This is a genomic window from Micromonospora sp. NPDC051006, from assembly GCF_044456245.1.
In the GTDB taxonomy this organism is placed as follows: Bacteria; Actinomycetota; Actinomycetes; order Mycobacteriales; family Micromonosporaceae; genus Micromonospora.
On record NZ_JBITFP010000029.1, the window covers coordinates 1 to 17,245 of the forward strand.

At 73.9% G+C, this 17,245-nt stretch carries 20 protein-coding genes; 7 read left to right on the plus strand and 13 right to left on the minus strand.

Annotation, left to right across the window (positions count from 1 at the left end):
* Positions 1-175: 175 nt before the first annotated feature.
* The gene (locus tag ACIBBA_RS29770) at positions 176-1,651 is read right to left on the minus strand and encodes a S1 family peptidase (protein ID WP_396701631.1); all 1,476 of its coding nucleotides are present in this window, start codon (positions 1,649-1,651) and stop codon (positions 176-178) included.
* 233 nt (positions 1,652-1,884) lie between these two features.
* Between ACIBBA_RS29770 and ACIBBA_RS29775 the strand changes: the two genes are divergently transcribed.
* The 5 genes from ACIBBA_RS29775 (at position 1,885) to ACIBBA_RS29795 (ending at position 6,519) form a co-directional block, all read left to right on the plus strand.
* Positions 1,885-2,298 carry a hypothetical protein gene (locus ACIBBA_RS29775; RefSeq protein ID WP_350873220.1) on the plus strand — a complete coding sequence of 138 codons (414 nt, stop codon included), beginning with the start codon at positions 1,885-1,887 and terminating at the stop codon, positions 2,296-2,298.
* A gap of 16 nt (positions 2,299-2,314) precedes the next feature.
* Positions 2,315-2,911, plus strand: a complete 597-nt coding sequence (locus ACIBBA_RS29780) for a cell wall protein (RefSeq protein ID WP_396701633.1) — start codon at positions 2,315-2,317, stop codon at positions 2,909-2,911.
* 81 nt (positions 2,912-2,992) lie between these two features.
* Positions 2,993-3,859: a MauE/DoxX family redox-associated membrane protein gene (locus tag ACIBBA_RS29785; RefSeq protein WP_396701635.1), complete on the plus strand. Its 867-nt coding sequence runs from the start codon at positions 2,993-2,995 to the stop codon at positions 3,857-3,859.
* 35 nt (positions 3,860-3,894) lie between these two features.
* Complete coding sequence (locus ACIBBA_RS29790) at positions 3,895-5,064, plus strand: peptidoglycan DD-metalloendopeptidase family protein (protein WP_396701637.1); 1,170 nt, start codon at positions 3,895-3,897, stop codon at positions 5,062-5,064.
* A gap of 63 nt (positions 5,065-5,127) precedes the next feature.
* Entirely contained in the window at positions 5,128-6,519 is a 1,392-nt protein-coding gene (locus ACIBBA_RS29795; protein ID WP_396701639.1) for an N-acetylmuramoyl-L-alanine amidase, read from the plus strand.
* 381 nt (positions 6,520-6,900) lie between these two features.
* Here ACIBBA_RS29795 and ACIBBA_RS29800 read toward each other — a convergent pair whose 3' ends face one another.
* The 3 genes from ACIBBA_RS29800 to ACIBBA_RS29810 form a co-directional block, all read right to left on the minus strand.
* Positions 6,901-7,224 carry a TraR/DksA family transcriptional regulator gene (locus ACIBBA_RS29800; protein ID WP_396701640.1) on the minus strand — a complete coding sequence of 108 codons (324 nt, stop codon included), beginning with the start codon at positions 7,222-7,224 and terminating at the stop codon, positions 6,901-6,903.
* 373 nt (positions 7,225-7,597) lie between these two features.
* Entirely contained in the window at positions 7,598-8,365 is a 768-nt protein-coding gene (locus ACIBBA_RS29805) for an ABC transporter permease (protein WP_396701642.1), read from the minus strand.
* A gap of 199 nt (positions 8,366-8,564) precedes the next feature.
* Positions 8,565-10,064: an MFS transporter gene (locus tag ACIBBA_RS29810; protein WP_396701644.1), complete on the minus strand. Its 1,500-nt coding sequence runs from the start codon at positions 10,062-10,064 to the stop codon at positions 8,565-8,567.
* Between the two features lie 123 nt (positions 10,065-10,187).
* On the opposite strand from ACIBBA_RS29810, the gene ACIBBA_RS29815 reads away from it, so the two are divergent.
* Positions 10,188-10,841: a TetR/AcrR family transcriptional regulator gene (locus ACIBBA_RS29815; RefSeq protein WP_396701646.1), complete on the plus strand. Its 654-nt coding sequence runs from the start codon at positions 10,188-10,190 to the stop codon at positions 10,839-10,841.
* Between the two features lie 72 nt (positions 10,842-10,913).
* Here ACIBBA_RS29815 and ACIBBA_RS29820 read toward each other — a convergent pair whose 3' ends face one another.
* The gene (locus ACIBBA_RS29820; protein WP_350873207.1) at positions 10,914-11,366 is read right to left on the minus strand and encodes an Lrp/AsnC family transcriptional regulator; all 453 of its coding nucleotides are present in this window, start codon (positions 11,364-11,366) and stop codon (positions 10,914-10,916) included.
* A 110-nt stretch (positions 11,367-11,476) separates the two neighbouring features.
* On the opposite strand from ACIBBA_RS29820, the gene ACIBBA_RS29825 reads away from it, so the two are divergent.
* Positions 11,477-12,106 (plus strand): LysE family translocator, encoded by a 630-nt coding sequence (locus ACIBBA_RS29825; RefSeq protein WP_396701648.1) that lies wholly within the window; start codon positions 11,477-11,479, stop codon positions 12,104-12,106.
* A 33-nt stretch (positions 12,107-12,139) separates the two neighbouring features.
* Here ACIBBA_RS29825 and ACIBBA_RS29830 read toward each other — a convergent pair whose 3' ends face one another.
* The 8 genes from ACIBBA_RS29830 to shbA form a co-directional block, all read right to left on the minus strand.
* The gene (locus ACIBBA_RS29830) at positions 12,140-12,610 is read right to left on the minus strand and encodes a hypothetical protein (RefSeq protein WP_396701650.1); all 471 of its coding nucleotides are present in this window, start codon (positions 12,608-12,610) and stop codon (positions 12,140-12,142) included.
* Positions 12,611-12,724: 114 nt separating this feature from the next.
* Positions 12,725-12,865: a hypothetical protein gene (locus ACIBBA_RS29835; RefSeq protein ID WP_396701652.1), complete on the minus strand. Its 141-nt coding sequence runs from the start codon at positions 12,863-12,865 to the stop codon at positions 12,725-12,727.
* Between the two features lie 35 nt (positions 12,866-12,900).
* Positions 12,901-13,896: a peptidoglycan-binding protein gene (locus ACIBBA_RS29840; protein WP_396701654.1), complete on the minus strand. Its 996-nt coding sequence runs from the start codon at positions 13,894-13,896 to the stop codon at positions 12,901-12,903.
* The gene (locus ACIBBA_RS29845) at positions 13,893-14,441 is read right to left on the minus strand and encodes a hypothetical protein (protein ID WP_396701655.1); all 549 of its coding nucleotides are present in this window, start codon (positions 14,439-14,441) and stop codon (positions 13,893-13,895) included. Before ACIBBA_RS29845 ends, ACIBBA_RS29840 begins: the two co-directional genes overlap by 4 nt.
* A complete protein-coding gene (locus ACIBBA_RS29850) occupies positions 14,438-15,007 on the minus strand; it encodes a MauE/DoxX family redox-associated membrane protein (RefSeq protein WP_396701657.1) in 570 nt (189 codons plus the stop codon). Before ACIBBA_RS29850 ends, ACIBBA_RS29845 begins: the two co-directional genes overlap by 4 nt.
* A 6-nt stretch (positions 15,008-15,013) precedes the next feature.
* Positions 15,014-15,721: a hypothetical protein gene (locus ACIBBA_RS29855; RefSeq protein ID WP_396701659.1), complete on the minus strand. Its 708-nt coding sequence runs from the start codon at positions 15,719-15,721 to the stop codon at positions 15,014-15,016.
* Positions 15,722-15,822: 101 nt separating this feature from the next.
* Positions 15,823-16,641, minus strand: coding sequence for an anti-sigma-D factor RsdA (locus ACIBBA_RS29860; protein WP_396701661.1), 819 nt, complete (start codon positions 16,639-16,641; stop codon positions 15,823-15,825).
* Entirely contained in the window at positions 16,638-17,216 is a 579-nt protein-coding gene (gene shbA / locus ACIBBA_RS29865) for an RNA polymerase sigma factor ShbA (protein WP_350873198.1), read from the minus strand. The genes ACIBBA_RS29860 and shbA overlap by 4 nt, the downstream gene beginning before the upstream one ends.
* Between the last annotated feature and the right edge of the window lie 29 nt (positions 17,217-17,245).

The window sequence follows — 17,245 nt, forward strand, 5'->3', positions numbered from 1 at the left end:
GGTCGACACCCGCCATGTGTGGTCTCCTCTTGGGTTATCTGCGCATCCACTTTTGCAGGCCTGCGGTTTGCGCCCCGGACGACGAGCGGCGGGGTGCGGACCTGATGGTCCGCACCCCGCCGTCACCGGGCGACGACCGCGGCGACCCGGGGGGCACCGGGCGCGCAGGCCGGGCTCAGGGGTTGGTGATGCCCAGCGAGTAGCTGCCGGAGCCGCTGTAGGCGTGCACCTCGAACCGGTAGTAGCCGGCCGTGCCGGTGTAGCTCAGCGTCTCGTCCGGGGAGGGGGTGTACGCCCCGGCGACGTCGACCCAGCTGGCGCCGTTCCACTTCTGCAGGTAGAGGTCGAAGTCGGCGCCCGTCGGGCCGTCGAGGCAACCGCGGTGGGTGCCGGAGACCGACGAGTAGTAGTAGCTGCCGTTCGGCTGGATCGCGCTCTGGCCCGAGGAGACCGAGCCGGTGTAGGTCGACTCGTAGCCGCTGCACCCGGTGGGCGGCGGAGGCTCACCGCCGCCGCTGGTACGCAGCGTCAGGCCGTACGCGGAGAGGATCTCGTTGACCGGCTGGAAGTAGGTGGTGCCGCCGGAGGTGCAGTTGCCGGAGCCGCCGGAGGTCACGCCCTGGGCCTGCTGGCCGGAGAGCCACGAGCCGCCCGAGTCGCCGGGCTCGGCACAGGCGTTGGTGCGGGTCAGGCCGCTGACCGAGCCTTCCGCGTAGTTGACCGTCTGGTTCTTGGCCTGGATCGAGCCGCAGCGCCAGCCGGTGGTCGAGCCGGATCGGCAGATGGCCGCGCCGACCGCCGCCTCGGTGGAGCCGGCCACGGTGACGTTGCCGCCGGAGTAGTTGTTCACCCAGGGCTGCGGGGTCCAGTTGGAGTTGGTCTGCACCCAGGCGTAGTCGTTGCCGGGGAACGACGAGCCGCGGAAGGTGCCCTGCGCGACCTGGTTGTAGCCCTGGGTCGCGGTGCCGGTGGTGCCGCAGTGCCCGGCGGTGACGAAGCCGCCGGTCACCGAGAAGCCGACCGAGCAGCGGCCACCCATGTAGTACGCGTCGCCGCCCCGGACGTCGTAGTAGGTGCGCGGGGCCTCGGTGGTGCCGACCACCCGGACGGCGGCGGTGTCGACCCGGCTCGCCCGGACGAAGGCGGTGGCCGCGCGGGTGTCGCCGCGGGCGAGCACGGCCACGGTGTTGGTGGCCACGTCGACGTACCAGCCGGGGACGGCGGCGGCGGGCGCCTTGGCGGCGTGCCGGTCGAGCGTCGACTTGATCCGGTCGAGTTCGGCGCCGCTGCGGGCGACGACTCTCGGCTGCGCGCCGGCGGCCCGGACCCGGTCGGCCGCGGTCTGGTCGGTGACCGCGACGACGAGCGCGCCACCGGCCAGCCAGCCGCCGGCGTACGCGCCGCCGAGCGACCGACGCAGGGCGGCGTCGGTGCGGCTGCCCTTCTCGTCCTTCGCGATCCGGTCGCGTACCTGCTCGGCGGTCAGACCGAGGTCGCGCTGCATCGCGGCGAGCATCGGCGACGACGTGGTGTCGGGCCCGGCCGCGACACCGGGGCTGCTAGGCGCCGCGGCGGCGGGGGACGCCACTGCGGTGAGGGCACCGACGGGCAGCAGGATGGCTGCTGCCGCGGCGGCGAGGCTTCGTCTCATCCGTGCCTCCTTGCGGGTGGCCGCGGCATGGCTGGGTTCGCCGCGGGCAGGTCAGCGCCAACCTATGCGCAATCGATAGAGCTGTCTCTATACCAGCTGGCTCATACCACGACGTGGCGTCGGATTCGGTTGAAGGAAATCTTCGTCGTACTGATTGACTTCGATGGTTTGTAACACAACAATCTCCGTCTATATCCATCACTGTCAATTGTTGTCTCTGGAAGGAGGCACCCATGGCAGCTCTGCGAGGCGAGGTGTCCTGGTTCTGCTGCGGCAGCGCCTGGGGCCCGTGCGGATCCGCCGGCGGCGGCGCCTGCGGCACCTGCAGATCGGGCAACTACCAGCACGCCTGGCCCAACACCTCGGACGCCTGCCTGGCCATCACCCGCCCCGACGCCTGCGGCGTCACCGGGATGAGCCGCCGCGGCTGCGGCTTCCGGCACTACACCACCAACCTGTGCAACGGCGCTCGGATCGGCACCACGATCGCCGACTGCGGGCCGCAGACCGACCTGTTCTGCGGCGAGCGGACCTGCTGCGGCTCGGCCTGCGGCAGCAACCGGATCATCGACCTGACGCCCGCGGCGTACAGCGTGATCGCCAGTCTCTCCACCGGGCTGCGGCCCTGCTCGGTCGACACCGTCTGAACGGGAGGGCGCCACCATGCACCAGACGATGGACCGTCGACGGCTGCTCGCCACCGCCGCGCTCGGCGGCGTGGTCGGGGCCACCGGACTCGGCTCGCTCGCCCCCGAGGCGGCCTTCGCCGCCGAGGCGACGGCAGTCGGGCCGGGCCTGCCGGACCCGAACTTCGCCGAGGGGCGGATCAGCAAGATCTCCGGCAGCATGCTGCTGGTCACCGGCTCGGACACCGTCCTGCACTCGATCCGGATCACCGACGGCACGAGCATCTGGAAACTGCACCCGACCACCTTCGACCGGGTCGCCGTCGGCGACGGGCTCTACGCCCGCGGCGTACGCCTGCCCGACGGCACGCTCGCCGCCGACTCGGTCTGGGTGAACATCGTCAACCTGCACGGGCACATCGCCTCGGTCGGCCGCAACCTGCTGCACCTCGACCACAAGGGCCAGCGGATCGTCGCGCACGTGGTGCCGGACCGCTCCGCCGCCGTCTACAACGGCACGCCCGCGGTCAGCGACATGTCGCTGCTGCGGGTGGGCCGGCACGTCCAGGTCCTCGGCGCCTGGCACCCGGACACCAACGAGATCGACATCGCCACCGTCTACGCCGCCGCCTGACCGCGCGACACCCGGGCGGCGCGAAGCCACGCGGCCGCCACCGCCCGGGCGTCGCCGGCGACCCACCCGAGGGGAGAACCCATGATCGAGATGATCGCGGCGCTGCAACCACTGGTCGTCGGCATGGTGCTGCTCTGGTCCGCCCGCGTCAAACTCCTCAACCGGCACGCCGCCGCGACCGTCGAGCGCTCGGTGCTTCCCCGGCTGCTCGGGCAGCGTCGGGCGCTGCCCGCGTACCGGCTGCTCGGCGGGGTCGAGCTGACCCTCGGCGCGCTGCTCCTCCTGCCGCCCGTGCTGCGGCTGGAGGCGGTCGCCGCCACCGTGCTGGCCGTCGGCTTCCTCGGCTACCTCGGCTACGCCCGCCGGGCCGCGCCGACATCCTCCTGCGGCTGCCTGAGCGCCCAGGCGACCCCGATCTCCGGACGCAGCCTCATCCGTGCCGGGGTGCTGGCGGCGGCGGGTGGGCTGGGCACGCTGGCCACCGGCGGCTGGCTCGCCGCGCTCTCCGGACGGCCGGTGGCCGGCGCGGCCGTGCTGCTGGTCGAGCTGTCGGCGGTGGTCGCCCTCTCGCCGGAGCTGGACCGGGCCTGGCTGCTGCCGCTGCGCCAACTGCGCGTCCGGCTGACCCACCCGCTGCGTGGTGGCTCCGGCGTGCCGCTGCTCGCCAGCGTGCAGCAGCTCCAGCTCAGTGAGGCCTACCGGCGGGTCGCGCCACTGCTCCGCTCCGACGTGCGCGAGCACTGGGACGACGGCGGATGGCGCTTCGTGGGGCACGCCGCGCGCTACCAGGGCCGGGCGGTGACCGCGGTGTTCGCCGTGCCGCTGGTCGAGCCGGCACCGGAGTCGGTACGGGTCGCCGTGGTCGACGACGCGACCGGGCACACCCTGCTCAGTCTCGCCGGTCAGCCGCCGGCCGCAGGCCCGCACCTCACCGTCGTGCCGGCCTGACCAACCCAACCGCGAAGGAAGAGAGGTCGCCGAAGATGCGCACTCGACGATGGGCCGGCGGCGCGGCCCTGGCCCTGCTGACGCTCACCGGCCCGGTCGTGGCCGGGCCGGCCACCGCCGCGCCCGCCGCGCCGTCGCCCACCACCGCGACCCTCACCGACGCCGTCGCCGACCGGCTGCGCGGGCCGGCGCGCGCCGGGCACGCCGACCCGCAGACCCGGGTCACGGTCAGCCGGAGCGGCGCCGGATGGGCGTTCGGCACCGCCGTGGCCCTGGCGCCCCACCGGGTCGACGCCCACCCGACCGGCGCGGTCTTCGTCGCCCGTGCCGAGCCCGGCGGCTGGCGGGTCGCCTTCGACGGCGAGGCGGCGTTCGGCGCGATGGCCGCCGAGTCGCCCCTGGTGACGGGGGAGGAGAAGCGGGTCTTCGGCACCGCGCCCGCGCCGCTCTACGCGGGCGGGGACTACCGCACCGGGATGGCGCTGCCGTTCGCGGTCGGGCAGACCTGGACGCTCAGCGGTGGCCCGCACGGCTGGGGCGGCAGCGAATCGCCGTACAGCTCGATCGACCTCGCCGGCGGCGACCAGGTGGTCCGGGCCGCCCGCGCCGGCACCGCGTACACCATGTGTCAGGGCTGGATCCGGGTCATCCACGACCGGGGCTACGCGACCGACTACTACCACCTGTGGAGCAACATCGCCGTCAACGGGGCGAGCGTCGCGCAAGGCGCCTTCCTGGGCTACACCGGCACCGACGTCACCTGCGGCGGGGCCGCCTCCGGCCGACACGTCCACTTCGGACTTCGACAGAACAACAGCTACGTCCCGATCGCCGGGCACGACATCGGCAAGTGGGCGTTCGCCAACGGCGGCGCGGCCTACCAGGGCGGGGCCCGGCACGGCTCGGCGTGGACCGGCGTCGGTGGCGCGATCTACAACCACGGAGCGCTCGGCCTCAACCAGGGCGTCGTCGACGCCAACGGCGGCGGGTCACTGACCCGGCGCGCCGGGCCGGGCACCGGGTACGCCGCGCTCGGCTCGCTGGCCGACGGCGGCACCGTCACCGTCTCCTGCTCGGCCAACGGCACCTCGCACACCGGGCGCTACGGCACCACCGCGCTCTGGGACCGGCTCAGCGACGGCAGTTGGGTCTCCGACGCGTACCTCTGGACCGGGGTCAACGGTCCGATCAACGGCTGGTGCTGACCAGCGTGACCCTCGGTCGGCCGCCGGCGCACACCGGCGGCCGACCTCAGGAAGGAGTGGCACATGCCCGCAGCACCTCCCGCCCGCCCGGCCCGGCTCCTGCTCGGCGGCCTGCTCGCCCTGACCACCGCCCTGGCCGGCCAGCTCGCGACCGCCTCGCCCGGTGCCGCCGACCCGGTCCGGGCGGCGGCCCCGGACGGACCGCTGACCGCCGCGTTCGACACCGCGGCCGACCGCTACGACGTGCCCCGCGACCTGCTCGTCGCGCTCGGCTACGCGGAGACCCGGCTGGACATGCACGCCGGTGAGCCCAGCGCCGCGGGCGGGTACGGGCTGATGCACCTGGTCCGCAACCCGCGGCTGCGCACCCTCGACGAGGCGGCCGCCCGTACCCGCCTCGACCCGGCCGTGTTGCGGACCGACCCGGCGGCGAACGTGCTCGGGGCGGCCGCCGTGCTGCGCGGGTACGCCGACCAGGCCGGCCTCACCGCGACCGACCGCGACGACGCCGGCCGGTGGTACGGGCCGGTCGCCCGCTACGGCGGCGCGAGCGACCAGTCGGTCGCCCGGCTCTACGCCGACGCCGTCTACGACCTGCTGCGGACCGGCTTCAGCTCGGAGCGGGGTGTGGCGGTGGCCGGTCAGGCGGTCGTCCCGCAGCGGGGGCCGCTGGAGCGGGCCGCCGGGCCGACGGACATCGGCACCCTCAGCACCGACTACGCGCCCGCGGCGTGGGCGCCTGCCAGCACCAGCAACTACACCGTGGCCAGCCGGCCCACCAGCCACCCGATCCGCTATGTCGTCATCCACATGACGCAGGGCTCGTACGCCGGCTCGATCAGCTGGTTCCAGAACCCGGCCGCGAAGGTCAGCGCGCACTACACCTTCCGCTCCTCCGACGGCGCGGTCACCCAGTCGGTCCGGGAGAAGGACATCGGCTGGCACGCCGGCAACTGGACCTACAACACCCAGTCGATCGGCATCGAGCACGAGGGGTACGTCGACAACCCCGCCTGGTTCACCGACGCGATGTACCGCGCCTCCGCCGCGCTCACCCGCAGCCTCACCGCCAAGTACGGCATCCCCCGGGACCGGGCGCACATCATCGGGCACGTCGAGGTGCCCGGCGCGACCCACACCGATCCGGGACCGAACTGGAACTGGACCTACTACCTGCAGCTGGTCAACGGCGTCACCGGCATCGGCTCCGGCACGGTGGACACCTCCTCGGCCAACCTGAACGTCCGCTCCGGGCCGGGCGCCAGCTATCCGGTCGTCGGGACGGTCGCCGACGGTGCCACGGTCAGCATCTACTGCCAGGCCGCCGGCAGCACGGTCACCGGACCGTACGGCACCACCAACGTCTGGAACCGGATCGGCACCAACCGCTACGTCTCCGACGCGTACGTCTACACCGGGCAGAGCGGCTACATCCCCGGCGTACCCCGCTGCTGAGCAGCCCGCCGCCCCGGCACGAAGGCCGGGGCGGCGGACAGTCCGCTGATCCCGGTCGGCGCGGACCGGCGACCATCCGTTCGTCGCGGTCCACCCCGATCGGTCGGGCGCCGCTCGCGGCGCTGGTTGGCGAGGCGGACCCTGCCGGGTCCGGCAACGCCTGCGCGCAGCACGCCGACGGTCCGGCCGGCGCGGGATGCTCCGGCGGCGTCACCAGGGCGGATTCGTAGGCCAGCGTCGCCGTCTCCGGAGCGTGCGACATTCTCGTCGCCCGACTCAGAGGATCTTCACGACGGCCGGCCTGATCACCATCCGGCGGCGATCACTCTTCGACCGCCCGTGGGGCCGCCGTGCCCGTGCCGGCACGGCGGCCCCCGCCAGTCAGCGGCCCTGCTTCTGCTGGCAGGGCACGCAGAAGCGGGACTGCGGCCGGATCTCGAGCCGCTCCGCGGGGATGTCGCCCTGGCACCGTTCGCAGACGCCGTAGCTGCCGTCGGCGATGCGGCGCAACGCGCCGGCGACCTCGTCGAGGCTCTGCCGGGTGGCCGCGATGAGCGCCGACTGGGTGTGGTCCTGGCCCGGGTCGCCGGTGTCGGCGGTGAGCTCGGTGAGTCTGGCCGTCTGGGCCTCGAACTCCTTGGCGAGGGACGTTCGTAGATCGGCGAGCCGGTCCCGCTCGGCCCGCTGGTCGATGCCGCTGCTCATGGTGATCTCCTTGGGGAAAAAGAAAAAGGGCCGAAGCGGAAAGCTTCGCCCTTGGCGTCCGTTGCGGTGGTAAACGGATTCGCCGGTGGGCCACGGCCGGTCGCGGCGCACGTTGCCAGCTCTCGGGTGACCCGGGCGGGCACGAGGCGCCCACCGGCGGACGGGCAGACCCGCAGCGAGACGGAGGCCGACCGGTGGGCAGCGTGAACCGCCGTCAACGTCGTGACGGTGGCGGCACCCGGACCGACCAGTGGCATCCGCCCACCATAGGCGGGCCCCGGCGGAAAGCCAACGAGTTCCGGTCGCGCCCCGCGGCCTCCGACCGTCCGCGTGGACCGGGCCGACGGCCGGATCGACGCGCGCCAGCCCGGTGCTATCCGGCCAGCGCCGGCACCGGCTCGGCGGGGCGCAGTCGACCCCGGGCCACCAGCTCGACGGTGATGACGACCGCGACGGCCTCCACGGCGAGGAGCCCGATCAGCACGAAGAGCTGCGTGATTCCGGCCGCCAGCGGGCTCGCCCCACCCAGCAGCACGCCGACGAACGCCCCGGGCAGGGTCACCAGACCCACCGTGCGGGTCTGGTCCAGCGCCGGTATCAGCGCCTGGGCGGCGGCCGACCGGCACACCAGCAGCACCGCGTCCCGGGGCAGAAGGCCGAGCGCGAGCGCCGCCTCGACCTCGCCCCGCCGGCCGGTCAGCTCGTCGAGCGCCCGCCGGCCGGCCAGCGACGTGGCGGTCATCGCCCCACCGATCAGAATGCCGGCCACCGGGATGACCGCGATCCCGCGCGCCGGCACCAGGCCGGCGACGAGCAGCCCCGCCACGACGGCGAGGCTGCCCGCGACGATCGGTACCCCCGCCCACCAACCGCGCGCGCCGCTGGTGATCCGCCGGCCGGCGGTGCCGGCCGCCACCACGCACATCAGGACGACGAAGCCGGCCGTCGCCCAGAGCGAGGCGACGATGGCCGTGATCAGCAGCGACACGGCCGTCAGTTGGGCCGCCGCGCGGCCGGCGGCGACCAGGATCTGCCGGCCGTGCCCCAGCCGCCCCAGCGTCGCCACGGCCGCCGCGGTGGCGGCCAGCGCGGCCATCGCCACCCAGAGCTTCGGCCCGAGCACCAGCATCGTCGAGGACATGCCGCCAGTCTCCCCACTCGCCGACCAGCCCGTCCCCGGCGGTGCCCTGTCCCGCGTCGTACCGGGCAGGGCACCGCCGGTGTCGGGTCGGCGCCCGAGCCGGCCGCATCCGTGCCTGGCCGCTGCCGTGCCTGGCCGCTGCCGTGCCGGGCCGCGTCCGTGCCGGGCCTGGCGAGCCCGGGCCGGTCGGGCGATTCGGTCAGCTGGCCGGCGCGGGGCGCAGCGGGGCGGGAATGTCCAGCCCGGCGGCGCCGAGCACGTCCTCCGCCTCGACCTGGGCGGGCGTCACCAGCGGGCGCGCACGGCGCGGCAGTCCGACGACGACGAGCACCGCGGCCAGCGCGGCGACGGCCGCGGCCACCGCGAGGAGCACGACGTACTGCGACACCTGCGGCAGCGGCACCGGCAAGCCCGGCACCGGGTTGCGGCTGAGCATAGTCACCACCAGCGCGCTGGCGATCGCGCTCCCGACCGACCGGGCGATCGAGTTGACGCTGTTGGCGATGCCGGTCTCGGCGGGCGTGACGTGCGCGACCAGCAGCGCCGGCAGGGCCGCGTAGCCCAGCGTGACGCCGTTCAGGATCAGGAACGCGCCGAGGATGAGCTGCCAGGTCGCGGAGTGCAGGACGGCCAGCAGGAGAAACCCGCCCGCGGGCAGGATCAGGGCGAGCGCCAGCGTCGGCTTCGCGCCGTACCGGGCGACGAGCCGGCCGCCGAGCGGCGCGGTGATGACACCGCTGAGCGTGCCCGGCAGCAGATAGACCACGCTGGTGGCGAGCACCGTCGCGGCGAAGCCGTACCCGGCCAGGGCGGGTGGCGTCTGCACGAACGCCGAGACGGTGAGGAACCCGACGAACATCAGCGCGCCGAGCAGCAGCCCGGCGAGGTTGGCGATGGCCAGCGGGCGGTGGCTGAACATGCGCAGGCTGACCAGCGGCTGGGCGACGCGCCGTTCCACCAGGACGAAGAGGGCGAAGGCGGCGACCGCCGCCGCGAACATCCCGAGGACCCGGGCGGAGCTCCAGCCCCAGTCGTTCCCCTTCTCCAGTGGGAGCAGCAGGAGGACCAGCGCGGCGCCGAGCAGGCCGGCGCCGGCCCAGTCGATGCGGCCGGTGGCGGAGGGCCGGCGACGGGGTACGACCAGCCAGGTGGCGACAAGTCCGAGCACGCTCAGCGCGCTGGCGAGCCAGAAGACCCGGTGGTAGTTCCCGCCGTCGCCGACCAGCAGACCGGTGGCGACCAGGCCGAGGCCGCTGCCGACCGCGACCGCGCCACTCACGATGGCCATCGGGCCGGTGAGTCTGGTCGGCGGCAGTTCGTCCCGCAGCATGCCGATGCCGAGGGGGAAGAGCGCGTAGCTGACGCCCTGCATCGCGCGGGCGAGCAGCAGCAGGGGCAGGTTGTCGGTGGTGGCGGCGAGCAACGAGCCGGCCAGCACGACGGCGAGCACGGCGAGCAGCACGACCCGCCGGCCGCGCAGGTCGCCGAGCCGGCCCAGGACGGGCGTCAGTACGGCGGCGGCCAGCAGGTTGACGGTGAGGACCCAGCTGACCGCGCCGGCCGTCGAGTGCAGTGCGACCTGGATCTGACTGAGGATCGGCACGACCATCGACTGCAGGACGGTGAGCAGCAGCACGCCGTAGGCGGCGACCGGCAGCAGTAGCCGGGAGGCGGGCCGGTGATCGACCGGGTTCGACATCGTGATGACTCACTTTCGCTTGGCGACGCGCCAAAGCTAGGCCGGACGAGCTGCTTTTTCAACGCGGCGTCAAAAAAATTCGACGTGACGTCGACTACCTTTGACGCGAGGTAGAGTGGCGGCATGGCAGCTTCCGGAGGCCGACGCGGGCCCACCAAGGGTGATCAACGCGAGCGGGCGTTGCTCGATGCCGCCGTGGGTCTGCTGCGCAGCAGGCCGGTGGCTCAGATCACCATCGACGAGGTGGCCGCCGCGGCCGGCATCACCCGCTCCGGCTTCTACTTCTACTTCGAGTCCAAGCAGGCCCTCCTCGCCGAGGTGTGCGCCCAGACGGGCGGCACGTTCGACCAGGAGATGAGCGAGTGGCTGGAGTCGGACGGCCTCGACCGCGCCGCGCTGCGGCGGGGGTTCGCGAGTGGGCTGAAGCGCTGGAAGGTCGACGGTCGCTGGCTGAGTGAGGCTTTCCTCTCCCCCGACCCCGGGCCCGACGTGCTCGCCGTCCGGGAGAAGGCGCTCGCCACCGGGTGCGGCGCGATGCGGCGGCGCATCGAGCGCGACGCCCGCTCGGGCCGCACCGTGCCGGCGCGACCCGAGTTGCTCGCCTTCATGGTGGTCAACCTGCGGTTGCTCATGTTCGCGCAGGCTTTCGCCCACCCAAACGAGCAGTCCGACGACGACCTGCTGGACGAGCTCACCGACGCGACCCTGCGACTGCTCTACGGCGTCGTGCCGGCCACCGCGGACGACCCCGCGGGCGCGGCGGCCGGACGCCGCTGACCGGGATCGGGCTGTTCGTCGAGGGGCGCTACGGTGGCGCCGCCCTGGCCGACGCGGCCACGGCGGCCAGGCTCAGGCGGGTAGCGGACGCTCGGTGACGACGTTCTTCATGACCAGGGTCGAGGTCAGCCGCTGCACCCCGGGCAGCGTGGCCAGGACGTCGTCCTCCAGGCGCTGGTAGGCGCCGAGATCGGCGGTGACGATCCGCAGCAGGTAGTCGGGGTCGCCGAAGAGTCGTTGGGCCTGCACCACGTTCGGTATCCGGGCGACCGCCGCCTCGAAGCCGAGCAGCGTGTCGCGGTCCTCCTGCCGCATCGTGACGAAGAGCAGCGCCTCGAAGGTGAGACCGAGCGCCGCGGGGTTCACCACGGCGCGGTAGCCCCGGATCGTGCCGGCGCGCTCCAGCTCGCGCAGCCGGCGGTGACAGGGGGAGACGCTCAGCCCGACCCGGGCCGCCAGGTCGGTGACGGTGAGCCGGCCGTCGGACTGCAGCTCAGCAAGAATCTTCCGGTCGATCCGGTCCACGCAGCAGATCCTTCCCAAAGAGCGGGGCTTAGAGGGTAAAGATGGAACCACTTTCCGGCCGATGACGCATAGCGTTTCCATCAACAGCCTCATCGATGGAAGAGTTTCCCATGGCCGTCACCTCGTTGCTCGCCTTCTGGACGGTGGCCCTCCTGCTCATCGTCGTCCCCGGCGCCGACTGGGCGTTCACCCTCGGCACCGCGCTGAAAGGCGACCCGGTGGCCCCGGCGGTCGGGGGTCTGGTGCTCGGCTACACCGCGATGACGCTGGTGGTCGCCGCCGGCACCGGAGCGCTCGTCGCCGGTACGCCGATGGCCCTGACGGTGCTCACCCTCGCCGGTGGCCTCTACCTGATCTGGCTGGGGACCAGCACTCTCGCCAACCCGGCCGGTCCCGCCCCGACGGCTGCGCACCCGAACGGGCCCGAGCCGCGCGGACGCTGGTCCATCCTGGTGCGTGGGGTGGGGGTGAGCGGCCTGAACCCGAAGGCGCTGCTGCTCTTCCTCGCCCTGCTGCCGCAGTTCACCGATCCGGCGGGGGACTGGCCGATCGCGGTGCAGCTCGGCGTGCTCGGGCTGATGTTCACCCTTTCCTGTGCCGCGTTCTACGCGCTGATCGGGCGCCTCGCCCGGACCGTGCTGCGCGCCCGGCCCGTCGCGGCCCGGGTCGTCAGTCGCCTGTCCGGCTTCGGCATGGTGGCCGTCGGCGTCGGTCTTCTGCTCGACCGCCTGCCGGACTGACGCACCCTGCGCGGCAACAATTCCTTCCCGCCACTACAGCTGGTGCAGGAAGAGCAGGCCGAAACCGGCGGCGAGCACGGCGCACCCGCCGACGGTGATGACGCGCAGCCGGGCCCGCAGGTCGGCGTCCCAGCCCTCGACCGCGCCGGAGGCGCGGCGGAAGAGCGGAGTGGCGGCGCGCCCCACCCCGAAACCGAGCCCGGCGAGCGCGGCGACCTGCAGGCGTTGGCCGCCGAGGAGAACCGCGACGGCGAGCACGTACGGGGCGGTGGCCGAGACGTACGTCCGCACGCCGGTGCCGAGCTCGAAGCCGAATCGCAGCGCCCCTCGTGAGGGGTTGCGCCGCAACACGTCCTGCGGCACCTGACGGGCGTTCTGCGGCATGCGGATCGTCACCACCCCGGTCTCCCGCAGCAATCCGAGCAGCGCCACCCCCACGATCGCCCCGTACCGCCAGGCCGGCGGCAACGGTGCCGACAGCCCGGAGAGCGCACCGAGGACCAACCCGCTGAGCAGGCCGCCGGCGATGAGCCCCAGGACGAACAGGGTGAGCAGCTTCCCCTGCGGATTCCGATCTCGCCGCCCGGGCGAGGCCAGCGCGTACGCGCTGTTGCGCGTTCAAACCGAGCCGGAGAGGGTGTAGCCGGCCAGCCCGCCGAGCACCGCCCAGGTGAGCGGGTGCCCGTACGCGGCGGCGAGCATCGCGCCCACGGCGAGCACCAGGACGGGGGCGAGCGGGTCGGTGGCCCAGCGGCGCACCGGTGGAACGCGCCGGACGGGTGACGGCTGACCCGTCACACGGCGCCGCCGGTGAGCGTCCGCCAGCTGCTCTCGCCCACGATGCCGTCGACGGTGAGCCCGTTCTGTCGCTGGAAGTCCCGTACCGCGGCGTCGGTCGCCGAACCGAAGACGCCGTCGACGGTGAGCCCGTGCGCGTGCTTGTTGAGCTGGCGCTGCACGGCCCGCACGACGTCGCCGTTGTAGGGGTAGTGCACCACCACCGTCCGGGAACCGACGGTCTTGGTCACCGTGATGCCGGTCGCCGAGACGGTGAAGACCAGGAGGCGCCAGGTCTGTGCGTCGACGACGCCGTTCGCCGGAATGCCCTTGGCAGACTGGAACTGTTTCACCCGGGTCTCGGTGCCGCTGCCGAAGACCCCGTCCTTGGTGGTGCTGTGGCCCCGCGCGCTCAGCAGGTACTGCACGGTGTAGACGTTCGCGCCGCTCTGGCCCCGGCGGGTGCTGGGCCAGTTGACCGAGGTGAGGCACCCGCAGTCGGTGTTCCAGCGGCAGATCGACCTGACCCAGCCCGAGCTGGTCTTCCGGTAGCCGTCGTGACAGCGCCGCTCGACCGAACAGGCGCAGGCGCCGCAGGCGCCCTGATAGCGCCACAGCCAGCCGTCGTACGTGCCGGCGTAGCACTGGTTCGGGCGCAGCTTCCAGGTGGTGCCGTCGTTCTTGTGGAAGCCCGCGTACGTGCCGCTGGTGTTGCAGGCGGCGGCGAAGATCGGGCTCGGACCGCAGCCGGGCGAACAGTTCTGGTCGCTGGCGTACGACGGGCAGCTGCCGTAGATGTCGTATCCGTCGGCGTAGGCGCGGCGGGCGGCCGGAAAGATGCTCAGCGCCGCCATGCCCACCGCGGTGCCGGCCTGCAGCAGCGTGCGGCGGGACAGCGCCCACGACTCGGTGAGCCGGCTCCGGGCCCGGCCAGCCGGCGGGCGCCGCCTGGACGCCGTGCCGGTGCCCGGGTCCGTCCCCCGCAGCGCGGGCACGGTGTCGAGAGTGCTCACCGCGAGCCTCCCCGCTGGATCGGGTGGACGGTCGGCGCGGCCGCGCCGCCGGACGGGTGGTCGACCTGATCGAGCAGCTGCCGCAGGGCTGCCCGGGAGCCGACGGCTTCGGATCGCCGGACGTGCCCGGTCGCGTCGACCACGACCGCGAACGGGGTGGCGATCGCGTCGTAGCGGTCGAACAGGTCGGCCTGCTCGCCGAGGACGGTCACCGGCAGGTCGGCCGGATGCGGCGGGGCGGCCTCCCGGTAGAGGACCCGGAGCACAACGTCGGGCCGGTCGGCCTGTTGGGTGGCCTCGGCGAGCAGATGGTCGCAGGTCGAGCAGCCCTGGTCGAGGAAGAGCAGGACCAGGGTGGCCGGGGCGGGTGGCGCCAGCTCGCCGAACCGGGGCGCCGGAGAGCCGGGCCGCAGGCCGACGGACCCGGGACGGGCGACGCTGCCGTTGGCGAGCGCGTGCACCTGACGGACCAGGCCGGACACCACGAGGGACAGCAGCAGGATCGCGATCCAGCTCAGGATCAGCGCGCTGGTCTGGAAACTCATCCGGGTACACCTCCTCGTCCCACCCGGGTGGGCGGGTGCTGCGCGTTCGGCTGGTGCATGGCGGCGGGCAGATGCGCCAGGAGCGCGGTGAACGTCGCCGCGGCGAGCAGCACGACCGCGAGTGCGGCGTCGGCCCGCCACACCGGCAGCACCGCGCCGGAGAGCAGCGACCCGATCAGGGCCGCGCCGGCGAGCGTGGCCGCGCGGGCCACCACCCAGCCGCTCATCGGCACCTCGACCCGCGAGCATCCGCAGGGGACGGCCCGCCCGGTCGACCTCAGGTAGAGGCCGTAGCCCGCGTAGCCGGCGAGCAGCGCGGCACCGCCGGCCAGGACCACGCCCAGCAGCCGGCCACCGTCGTCCCGGAGCAGGGCGAGCACCCCGGCCGCGCCGAGCAGCCCCTCGGCGGCGATGACGACCGCCGCGACAGCGGCCGGCGCGGGAACCACCCGGTGGGCGGCCAACGCCGTCGCCAGCGCCGCCGGTCTCGACAGGTGCTCACCGACGGCGACGAGGAGGGTGAGCAGCACGGTGTACGCCGCGACGCTGGCGACCAGGGTGGACACGGCGCCTCACCTGGCCGTCTGCACACGTAGCCGGCCCACCAGCTCCGGCACCTGGTCGACCGTCGTGTCGGCCAGCGGTAGCACGGTCACCCAGGTGTCCGTCGCGGCGAGGACGAAGTATGGCCGGCCGTCGGAGAGGGTGTCCCGGAAGAGTTCGCCGGCCCCGGTGGCCAACCCGCGCCACGTCGGCAACTGTCGGGTGCGCTCGGCGGTGAGCGGCGTCATGTCGAGCAGGCCGAGGCCGGGCACCTCCTTGATCACGGCTGCCGCCGCCGCGAACCGGCTGCCGGCCCGGGCGTTGGGCTGCACGACGAGACCGTCGTCGTGCTCGACGATCCGCAGCGTCCGCAGCATCGCGAGCAGATCGTTCGTGGTGGCGCCGTAGATCTGGGTGAGGAAGCAGTAGCGCCGTCCGCGCCACGCCGCCACCAGCCGATCCTCGTCGAGCCGGATCTGGGCGTCGTGCGACCGCACCCGGGTCGTCATCAGGGTGCCGCCCTGGTAGCTGAGCACCTCGTCGAAGTCGGTGGCGCCCAGCGCCGCTGCGAGGTCGTCGACGAGGCCGACCGAGCCGGCCGTGAACTCGTGCGGGCGGCCGGCGACGGTCAGTTCGACCACCGAGGTGAACGGCGCGCTGAAGTCGAGTGAGCCGCTGAGCAGGAAGCGCCGGCCGTCCATGGCGCGGTGTGCGACAGGTGCCTGAGTGGCTGCCATCCCCACCTCCCCCCTGAAGGTACGGCAACAGTGGTGCCGGTCACATCATCCGCGAACGCGAATCTTCCTGACAAGCCCGACGGGCCCGCGCACCGGCCACTTCAGCCGAGCGGGATGCCGGTGGGCAGCGGCAGCACGGGCAGCGAGGGCAGCGGCAGGGTCGGCGGGTCGCTGTCCGGGTCCGATGTGGGCAGTGGCAACGGTGGCAGGGGGAGCAGCCCGGGCAGGCCCGGACCGCCCGACGAGGGCGCCGGCCCGGGCGCGGACGGCGTCGGCGCGCCGCTGTCGCTCGGCCTGGGGACGGCGGTCGAGGGGCGGGGCGTCGGAGCGCCGGCCGAGGGGACCGGCGCGGGCGGCGGAGCCGGCAGCGCGGCGAGCAGTTCGCGGTCCAGCGCGTCGAGCTCGGCGCGCAGCCGTGCGACCACGGCCGGATCGGTCACCCCGGCGAGTTCCCGGTGGGCCTGCTCGATGAGGTGCCGCGCCTCGTCCAACTGGCCCGCCGCGACCGCGTCGCGAGCCCGGGCGATGCTGTCCTCGACGCCGCGTACCTGTGCCTGTTCGGGGTAGAGCACCCGGGTCAGCGACCAGAGCGGGCTGGTCGGGCCGGCGTGGCGGCTGCCCACCCCGAGCCCCGTCGCGATCACGAGAAGCGTGACGACGGCGGCGGCGAGGCGCAGCGCGCCCCGGGTGACGGGCGGCGGTCCGGCGGCCGGGACCGGAGGTCGGGCCTCCCCGCCCGCCCGGATCAGCCGCTGCTCACGGTCGCCGTCGACATCGCTCCGCCAGGCGGCCAGCAGCGCCGCGACGTCGTCACCGGCCGGCCCGGGCTCGCCCCGGCTCAGCGCGTCGAGGAGCTGGTCGTCCCGGGCGATCGTGGCCAGGTCCAGCTCGTCACCGCCGGCCCGGGTCTGCTCCGTCATGCCGCCACCTCGTCCAGTGAGTCGCCGGCCAGGGTACGGAGCCGGGCCAGCGCACGGGACTGGGCCACCCGGACGGCGGCGGCGGACAGGCCGACGATGGCGCCGACCTCGTCGGCGGAGAGACCAACCGCCACCCGGAGCACGACGATCTCCCGTTGCGCCTCCGGCAGGCGCTCCAGCAGGCCCGACAACCGGCGGGCCAGGTCGGTGGCGACCGCCCGCTGCTCCGGGCCCGGCTCCGCGTCGGGGGTCTCCGGAGGTGGGTCGGTGGCGGTCAGCGAGGCCGCCCGGACCGCGGCCCGCTGCGCGTCGGCCACCTTGTGCCCGGCGATGGCGTAGACGAAGGCGGAGAACGGGACGCCCTGCTCGCGGTAGCGGGGCAGGGCGTGCAGCACGGCTATGCAGATCTCCTGGGCGACGTCGTCGGCCGTGGTGTACGCGCCGCCGATCCGGCCGAGCCGGGCCCGGCAGTAGCGGACCAGCCCGGGGCGGACGTCGGCGAGCAGCATCGCGGTGGCCGTCCGGTCGCCCTGGGCGGCCCGGCGGACGAGCTGGGGCTCGATCGTGGTCGTCATCGCGTCGCGGGGCACCTTCGTTACCGGCC